The organism is Rhodonellum sp. (assembly GCF_030656585.1).
In the GTDB taxonomy this organism is placed as follows: Bacteria; Bacteroidota; Bacteroidia; order Cytophagales; family Cyclobacteriaceae; genus Rhodonellum; species Rhodonellum psychrophilum.
On record NZ_JAUSPP010000028.1, the window covers coordinates 132588 to 141495 of the forward strand.

The window sequence follows — 8908 nt, forward strand, 5'->3', positions numbered from 1 at the left end:
GAGGGTCTTTTAATGTGCGGATAGAGGGACTCGAACCCCCATGCCTTACGGCGCTAGATCCTAAGTCTAGTGCGTCTACCAATTTCGCCACATCCGCTTGTGTAACGTGGATGCAAATGTAAGAATGAATTCCATGATTTCAAATTTCAGCAAGAATAATTCTTAAAATAAAAGAAAAATAAATTTATCGGCCTCCGTTATATTAGTTTTGGAATTGTTTTACATTAGAGTATATGATACAAGTAGATTTGGAAGAAGAGAGGAAAGAGATTTTGAAACGTTACAGAAGGCTGTTGAAGATGGCAAAGCCAGTCCTCAAATCCGGTGACGCCAAAATCATCAAAAAGGCCTTCAATGCCTCCAATGATGCCCACAAGGAAATGAGGAGGAAGTCTGGAGAGCCTTATATCTATCATCCCTTGGAAGTGGCGCTGATTTGTGTAGAGGAGATTGGTCTGGGGACTACCAGTATTGTTTCGGCGCTTTTGCATGACGTGGTTGAAGATACGGATTGGGAACTTGAAGACATCGAGCGTGAGTTTGGGCCCAAGGTGATGCAGATCATTGATGGCCTGACCAAGATCTCTGGGGTTTTTGATTATGGATCTTCCCAGCAGGCAGAGAATTTCCGAAAAATGTTGCTTACCCTTTCGGATGATGTCCGTGTGATTTTGATCAAGTTGGCCGACAGGCTGAACAACATGCGGACCTTGGACAGTATGCCAAGGCACAAACAGCTGAAGATCGCCTCCGAAACCATGTATTTATATGCGCCGTTGGCCCACAGATTGGGCCTTTATGCCATAAAATCAGAGCTAGAAGACTTGTACCTGAAATATACAGATACGGAAACCTATCAGTTTATTATCAATAAAATCAATGAGACGCGGATTTCCAGGAACAAATTCATCAAAAGCTTTATTGCTCCCATCGAAGAGGAATTGGAAAGCCAGGATTTTAAATTCACCATAAAAGGCAGACCAAAATCGGTTTTCTCCATCTACACCAAGATGAAGAAACAAAACATTCCCTTTGAGGAGGTTTATGATCTTTTTGCCGTCAGGATCATCATTGACAGCAAGCTTGAAAACGAAAAAGCGGATTGTTGGCAGGTGTATTCCATTGTCACCGATTTTTATAGACCAAACCCTGATCGGTTGAGGGATTGGGTCAGTACGCCAAGGGCAAATGGATATGAATCCTTGCATTGTACCGTGATGAGCAGCAGTGGCCAATGGGTGGAAGTTCAAGTGCGAACCGAAAGGATGGATGAAATTGCAGAAAGGGGCTACGCTGCCCACTGGAAATATAAAGAAAGGGATTCCGTCACAGGCAAACACAATAGGGGACTTGATTCATGGATTACCCAAGTAAGAAGCCTTTTGGAGTCAAACAATGGCTCTGCGATTGAATTCATGGATGACTTTAGGGGGAACCTTTTCCATGATGAGGTTTTTATTTTTACACCAAAAGGGGATCTGAAAGTCCTTCCCTTTGGAGCGACCGCCTTGGACTTTGCCTTCGAAATCCATACCGAAGTCGGGACCAAGTGCATTGGCGCAAAAGTGAACCAAAAGCTGGTTCCCATTAACCACAAACTGAAAAACGGTGATCAGGTTGAGATTTTAACTTCCAACAAGCGAAAACCTGCCGAAGATTGGCTGGGCTATGTGATCACTTCCAGGGCCAAAGCGAAAATCAAGGAGGCCCTACGAGAAGAAAAAAAATCCTCAATCTTGGATGGGAAAGAAATTGTCCAAAGAAAATTGAAACAGATGAAGATGGAAGTCACTTCCGAAGTCATCGAACAATTGAGGGCTTATTTTGAAACCAAAACAGCGAATGAATTTTACCATAAGGTGGGTAAGGGTATTATCGAGCCCACTTCCATCAAAAGTTTTAAGGAATTCAAAGAAATAAAGAAACAGAAAAGTAAGCCCTCCTTAGAAAAAATGAGGGACGAATCAAGCTTTACCAAGGAAATCAAAAACCTAAAAGGTTCTGATCATGAGCAGTTGCTGATTGGTGAAGACATGGATGTGGTCGATTATGTCCTTGCCAAATGTTGCAACCCGATTCCCGGAGATGATGTTTTTGGTTTTGTCACCATCAATGAAGGCATCAAAATCCATCGTACCTCCTGTCCCAATGCGCTGGAATTGCTGTCCAACCACGGCAATCGGGTAATCAAAGCCCGCTGGACCAGCCAGCAAAAAATAGCGTTTTTGGCCGGATTGAGAATTATCGGTACGGACAGGGTAGGCTTGATCAATGATGTGACCAAAGTGATCTCAAATGAATTGAAAGTGAACATGCGCTCGATCACGGTGGATTCGGACAGTGGGATTTTTGAGGGAACGATAAAATTGTATGTCCATAGTACCCAGCATCTTGAGGATTTGATGCAGAATCTATCGAAAGTGGAAGGGATAATAAAAATAACAAGATTTGATTAAAATCAGTATAAATAGCAAAACCGATGAGTGAATCTTTAATCCCCACTCCTTAACAGTGAACAGATTTCCATGCAGAAAGGGATGAATCAATTTCCATTGGGAACAGTTATATTTGGAAAAACAACAATACATGGCCTTAAACGAAACCTTGTTTGAAGAGGTAATAATCATTTTTACAGCTTATCTCGAGAACAAAAAACTCCGAAAAACACCTGAAAGATATGCCATCTTGGAGGAGATTTATGGCAGAGGGGGGCATTTTGATGTCGAATCGCTTTACATCAGCATGAAGAACAAGAATTACCGCGTAAGCCGTGCGACCGTGTACAATACCCTTGATCTTCTGGTGGAGTGTGATCTTGTCACCAAGCATCAGTTTGGAAAAAATCTTGCCCAATACGAGAAATCCTACGGATACAAGCAACATGATCACCTGATTTGCACCACTTGCCACCAAGTGATGGAGTTTTGCGATCCCAGGATTCAAAACATTCAAAATACAGTCGGAGAAATCCTTGAATTCAAGGTCATTCACCACTCCCTTATACTTTATGGTAATTGTATTAAAGAAATTTGTGAAAACAGAAAAGATATATGAAGCTAGCGTATCAAATTGAAAAGGAGGATAAAACCTATTACTTACATCTTCAGGGCGACTTGATCGGGGACGAGATAGGACCGAAATTGGTGGAACTGGTTTCCGATGCAGTCAATGAGAAGATTATGAATTTTGTCGTCGACCTAAGTGAAGTAAGGTACATCAGTTCAAGTGGAATCGGTGTGCTGATCACGATGCTTACAAAAATGCGAAATGCAGGAGGGGAAGTTTTTCTCGTCTCGCCTTCAGAACATGTTAAAAAACTGCTCATCATCACCAAATTGAACAATATTTTCACTGTATTCGACTCAATGGGAGAAGTTAGGGCTACTCTGATTTCATAATCCATACACTTAAGCAAAAGAAATATTACCGTTGTCTCAATAAATGGCGTGCTGGATCAAGGATGACCTAGTATAAGTTGGGAAGTCACAGGGGCGCTGGTTGAGTAGGATTTTGTTTAAGTGTCGGGGCTTTGGAAAGGTTGCCTTAATCAAGCACTTTCTGCAGATCTATATGAAACTTTTAATTGGCGAAGTATAAATCACACCATTTGATATTTAGAGATGTTTTACATTCAATTGGATAAAGTGGGAGAGGGTAATCTGACAGACATTGAGCCAGACTTAAGCACTTTCTAATTTTAGGATGAAAGAAAGGCTATTTTTTAAGGTAAAGAAACAAGTAATTAAAACAGGATTTATTACTATTCCAGAAAATTGATTTTTGATTGCATTTTAACCGGAAAAGCATCGCTTTGGGCAAGCCATAGGCAATTGGAATAATAAATCCCCTGTTTTCCTTGCAATTAATTAACCTTCTTCCAACTTTTACGCCTCAAAAAGGCATTAATGAACAAGTTTATTTTATAGGAAATGAAAATGGATATTCTTTTAGGACTGCAATGGGGTGATGAAGGTAAAGGCAAGGTTGTGGATGTACTTGCCCCAAAATATGACGTAGTCGCAAGGTTTCAGGGAGGTCCAAATGCTGGACACACATTGGAATTTGATGGGATCAAGCATGTACTGCATCAGATACCCTCAGGTATTTTCAGACAAAAGTTGATCAATATCATCGGAAATGGTGTGGTGCTGGATCCCGTGGTCCTGAAAAAGGAGATCGAAGGACTTGATAAATTCAATATCGTTTTTCAGGAAAATCTTTTCGTATCCAAGAAAGCTACCATTATTATTCCTACCCATAAACTTCTGGACGCGGCATACGAAAAGTCCAAAGGAGATAAAAAAATAGGTTCCACATTGAAAGGGATAGGTCCGACTTACCAAGACAAAATCGGAAGGGTAGCTTTGCGGGTTGGAGATATCCTTTCCGGTGATTTCAGGGCCAAATACGATGCCTTGGTCGCAAAGCACAAAACCACGCTTTCATTTTATGATTTTGACATCAGCCAACTTCCGGAATTGGAAACCACGTTTTTTGATGCGATTGAGTTTTTCAAAAAACTGAATCTTATCGATAGCGAATACGTCGTCAATGAATTTCTTTCCAGTGGAAAAAAAGTGCTTGCCGAAGGTGCCCAAGGATCTTTGTTGGATGTGGATTTCGGGAGTTATCCATTCGTGACCAGCAGTTCTACCATGGCAGCAGGTGCTTGCACCGGACTTGGAGTAGCCCCTTCCCGAATTGGTGAAGTCTACGGGATTTTCAAAGCATATTGTACCCGCGTAGGCAGCGGTCCGTTCCCAACGGAACTTTTCGATGCGGATGGAGAAGCCATGCGCAAGGAAGGAAATGAATTTGGCTCCACCACTGGAAGGCCAAGAAGATGTGGTTGGATAGATTTGCCTGCGCTTCGCTATTCCATCATGATCAACGGGGTCACCCAACTCTTTATGATGAAGGGCGATGTGCTCAACATTTTTGAGGAGATTAAAATTTGTACCCATTATGAATTGGCTGATGGGACTAGAGTTGATAAATTGACTTACGAACTGAACGAGCAGGACGTCACGCCTATCTATACCACTGTAAAAGGATGGTACACTTCCCTTGCCAATGCGACTACTTTTGAGGAATTCCCGAAAGAACTGAAGGATTATGTTTTCTTCCTAGAGGCAGAACTCGGCGTGCCCATCAAAATGGTTTCCGTCGGACCTGATAGAAAGCAAACGATTTTAAGATAAATTATATCTCCTTTAAAGGCCCCAATTGAGTTGAATTGGGGCCTTTTTTTATTTTTAGGGAATTTGGTTACTTTGGGATGTTTTATTTTCATCCCAAAACTATTTTACGATAGACCTAAATGTTATTTCCGAGAGTCAAAAGCAGGTTTTTTTTATTGTTCACGCTTTTATTTTCATGCTTTCTGTCCCAGACCAAGGCCCAAATAGGATTTCCCTATTGTGAATCCTTCCAGGACAATTCGGCCCAGTCCACAACTGTTTTTGGGGGAGATGCAAGCCTCACCTCAGGGGTTTTGAGATTGACAAACAATCAGATCGACCAAAATGGATTCGTCTATATAGACATCCCTTTTTCATCTGTCTTCGGAATCAAAACTTCCTTTGAGTACTTTAGTTATGGTGGTTCTGGAGCAGATGGGCTCACGGTATTTTTATTTGATGCAAATACGCCGAATTTTGCACCTGGTGGATTTGGTGGTTCCTTGGGATATGCACAAAGGAACCAAGATGCCGGATTGACAAGGGCCTACCTGGGAGTCGGGTTTGATAGTTTTGGGAATTATGGCAATTCATCCGAAAATAAAAATGGAGGATTTCCGGGTGGTTCTGGTTTGCTTCATCCCAACAGTGTTGTGATCAGAGGTCCCGGAAGTGGTTCATCGGGCTATGCATTTATAAATGGGAAGAAAACCAATAGTGTTGGCCCGTTTGGATTTGGGGCTGGTGAATTGTTTGAGTTGAGTTCGGGTGGAATAGGCACCACGAGAGTGACGGATCCAAATGTCCCCGGGTATAGGAAGGTGATCATGAGTCTTGATCCCAATCCGAATGGTCCAGGATTTTTTTTGACAGTTCAAATGGAAGTGACTACTTCTCCGGATACTCCCAGGATGATGACCATTTTTGAAAACGTACCCTATTTGTTTGATGCACCCAAAGATCTTAAAATTGGTTTTTCCGCCTCTACAGGCGGCATGACAAATTTCCATGAAATCAGGAACATAGTCGTTCAAGTGGCCAACGATGAAAATCTCTTAAATCCCATTGGGGAAAATATTGCAGACAAGGCATCTTGTGAAGGACAGGAAAACACGTATGAAATAAAATCGTCGGATGTGAATTTACCCAATGAAAATTCAACAATCGGGTGTCTCCAGCTTTTTGCATCCTTGGAGGACATCATCTCTGAAGAAGAAGATTTCTGTTCGCAGGGGAAATGCAAACAAGAGAATAGGGAATTGGTTTTGCCTCAGGGAACCTTCAGGGCATCTGATGAGGGAGGTAAATTCACGTTTTTTCCAAATTTTGGGTTCAGGGACGAGGAAGTCATCGTTTATTATACCATTACCGATAGTTATGGAAAAACTTCTGCGGGCAATTCCATCAAGCTCTTGATTCAGGAATCCCCAGAACCGGTGCGGATTCAGGTGAAGGGTTTTCCGGAAGGGGTTTCAGAGGTCAGGTTTTGCGAAAGCGAGGTTTTGGAATTGTTGGCTGTGGGCAATGAAGCCTATGTGAAATACGAATGGTTCAAGGATGATGAATTGATTTCGGGTTCGGACGCTGCTTTGCTCGCGATTGATGTTGCTGGCAATTATCAGGTGATTGCTTATAATTCAAAAGGCTGCCCTACAGATTCGGGAATAATGAAATTGATCAATCCACCCCTGCCTCCTCTTTCCCTGATGGATCCCATGGTAGGTTGTGTGCCCGGAATACCATTGGATATAAGGAGTGGAATAGAAGGATACAATGATGAATTGTTTGACTATGAATTGGAAACACAGGAAGGAGAAAAACTGATCAATGAAGAAATGGGTCAAATTCTACTTTCGGGGACCTATTCTCTGCGGATCAAAAACAAGGATCTTTCCTGCTGGTCAGCACCTATTGATTTTGAGGTTATTTTGCTGAAAGAGAAATTGGTCACCACATTTGACTATGAAATTGAGGGTTTGGGAATCAAGGATGATGCGGGTGGGGGGATTTTTATGGATGATCCCATTCGGTTCAATTCGCAATCAATCGGTGACCCCGTTCAATGGTTGTGGGATTTTGGTGATGGAAATGCCAGCACGGAACCTTCCCCGGTTCATGTATATGGTAAAAAAGGAGTTTTTCAAGTGTCCCTGACGATTACCAATGCATTTGGTTGTGAAGATGTTTTTGAATTGGACTTGCCTATTACCAAATCATATAGAATCATGTTCCCAACCGGTTTTACCCCTGCAAGCATGGAAAACCAATTTTTTCGTCCAAAGACCAAAGGCATTGTCAAAATGGAATTGTTGGTATTCAATCTTTGGGGAGAATTGATTTTCAAATCCGAAGACTTGAATTCCCTTGGATGGGATGGGCGTAAGAATGGAGAATTGGCACCGGTGGGAAACTATGTTTACCGCGTAAACCTTGAATCCATCGATGGGGAGAAGATTACGGAAAGCGGAAAATTCACTTTGATAAGATAATGGTTCGGAAAAGGATTTTGATTATTTGCCTTGTGGTTATTGGATTTCCCTGTTTTTCCCAGGATCTCCAGTTTTCCCAGTTCTATGCTTCTCCTTTGTATTTGAATCCCGCCTTTGCTGGGAGTTCCGAATTGACTAGGGTAGGGGTGAATTTCAGAAACCAATGGCCGGGTCTCGACAGGTCCTTCATTTCCTATTCTGCGTATCTAGATCATTTTATTGCTGGGAAAAACAGTGGAGTTGGAATTGTGGTGAACGGAAGTAGGGAAAGCCTTTCAAATCTTCAAAGTATGGAGGTTGGATTGTTGTATTCCTATAGGCTTCGCTTGGGGCAATCCAGATATCTCCATTTTGGCACACAGGGGAGCTTTGTTTCCAGATCGGCAAATTTTGAAGAAGTTGTTTTTAGTAGTCAGTTGGATATCGATAGGGGCACGATCGATGGGGGGAATGGAACCTGGGCTCCTGAGGATGGTAACAAACGGTTTGCAGACTTCAATGCCGGATTGTTATATTATCAAGACAGGTTCTGGTTGGGAGCTTCTGCCCATCATCTTACCCAACCCAATATTTCCTATCTCGGAAATGATCTCAATAGGCTTCCCATTAAATATTCATTGCATGGAGGGGTTCAATTTAAGCTCCCGTCCGGCTTTATCAATGATTATTTCAATAATTTCCGTCAGGAGCGGACATTTTCTGTCGCTTTTAATTACAAGCAACAGGGAATTTTCAACCAATTGGATTTTGGAACGGAGTTGTATTTCGAGCCGCTTATATTAGGGTTGTGGTACAGAGGCATTCCCACAAAGAATATGCTGCCCAATAACGAGGCCTTGATAGCGGTGCTGGGCTTTTCCCTTCCGAATGGGTTGGATATGGGCTATAGTTATGATTACACCCTATCCAAGTTGGGATGGAGGAATTCAGGAGGGGCACATGAAATTTCCATGAGGTATTCTTTCAATTTTGCCGATCCTGCAGGTAAATCCCGGTCGGTACTGCCAAGTTTCAAGTATTGAATTGCGGATTTGGTAACCCCATTCGTTTTTTGCGGTTGATAATCAGGGTAGTTTGGCTTTTTTTTAGATTATTTTCAATGTGTGAATTGTGATTTAAGAAAAGAGTTGCATCTTTGCATTCCCAAAAGAGGGGATCAAAAGCTAAAAACATAAGATTGTTTCGTTTACAATTGGTAAGTTGCCGGATTCAAGAAGAAAATATTTTATTTTTAATTAT

The 8908-nt window shown here is 42.0% G+C and carries 6 protein-coding genes and 1 tRNA gene; 6 read left to right on the forward strand and 1 reads right to left on the reverse strand.

Translation table 11 applies throughout. The annotated features are described in order from the left end of the window. Positions 1-15: 15 nt before the first annotated feature. Positions 16-97, reverse strand: a tRNA-Leu gene (locus Q7J63_RS06805). A gap of 136 nt (positions 98-233) precedes the next feature. On the opposite strand from Q7J63_RS06805, the gene Q7J63_RS06810 reads away from it, so the two are divergent. The 6 genes from Q7J63_RS06810 (at position 234) to Q7J63_RS06835 (ending at position 8691) form a co-directional block, all read left to right on the forward strand. Further along, positions 234-2456: a bifunctional (p)ppGpp synthetase/guanosine-3',5'-bis(diphosphate) 3'-pyrophosphohydrolase gene (locus Q7J63_RS06810; protein ID WP_019599999.1), complete on the forward strand. Its 2223-nt coding sequence runs from the start codon at positions 234-236 to the stop codon at positions 2454-2456. Positions 2457-2586: 130 nt separating this feature from the next. After that, positions 2587-3054, forward strand: coding sequence for a Fur family transcriptional regulator (locus tag Q7J63_RS06815; RefSeq protein ID WP_019600000.1), 468 nt, complete (start codon positions 2587-2589; stop codon positions 3052-3054). Further along, positions 3051-3398 carry an STAS domain-containing protein gene (locus tag Q7J63_RS06820; RefSeq protein WP_304884913.1) on the forward strand — a complete coding sequence of 116 codons (348 nt, stop codon included), beginning with the start codon at positions 3051-3053 and terminating at the stop codon, positions 3396-3398. The genes Q7J63_RS06815 and Q7J63_RS06820 overlap by 4 nt, the downstream gene beginning before the upstream one ends. A gap of 531 nt (positions 3399-3929) precedes the next feature. Further along, positions 3930-5201, forward strand: coding sequence for an adenylosuccinate synthase (locus tag Q7J63_RS06825; protein WP_304884915.1), 1272 nt, complete (start codon positions 3930-3932; stop codon positions 5199-5201). A 155-nt stretch (positions 5202-5356) separates the two neighbouring features. Continuing rightward, entirely contained in the window at positions 5357-7669 is a 2313-nt protein-coding gene (locus tag Q7J63_RS06830; RefSeq protein WP_304884917.1) for a PKD domain-containing protein, read from the forward strand. Beyond that, positions 7669-8691 (forward strand): type IX secretion system membrane protein PorP/SprF, encoded by a 1023-nt coding sequence (locus Q7J63_RS06835; protein ID WP_304884918.1) that lies wholly within the window; start codon positions 7669-7671, stop codon positions 8689-8691. Before Q7J63_RS06830 ends, Q7J63_RS06835 begins: the two co-directional genes overlap by 1 nt. Positions 8692-8908: the final 217 nt, after the last annotated feature.